Consider the following 218-nt stretch of genomic DNA (forward strand, 5'->3'; position numbering starts at 1 on the left):
GAGTCGCTGTCGCTATCTGAGTCCGAGTCGCTGTCGCTATCTGAATCCGAGTCGCTGTCGCTATCTGAGTCCGAGTCGCTGTCGCTATCTGAGTCTGAGTCGCTGTCGCTATCTGAATCCGAGTCGCTGTCGCTGTCTGAATCGGAGTCGCTATCGCTATCTGAGTCTGAATCGCTGTCGCTATCTGAATCCGAGTCGCTATCGCTGTCTGAATCCGA

Annotated in this window: 1 protein-coding gene; it reads right to left on the reverse strand. The window is 54.6% G+C overall.

Translation table 11 applies throughout. The features are described 5' to 3' along the window. A partial coding sequence (locus AC4J95_RS21315; protein WP_041497415.1) for a hypothetical protein occupies window positions 1-218 on the reverse strand: 218 nt, incomplete at both ends.

The organism is Enterococcus sp. GPZ-007 (assembly GCF_059374735.1).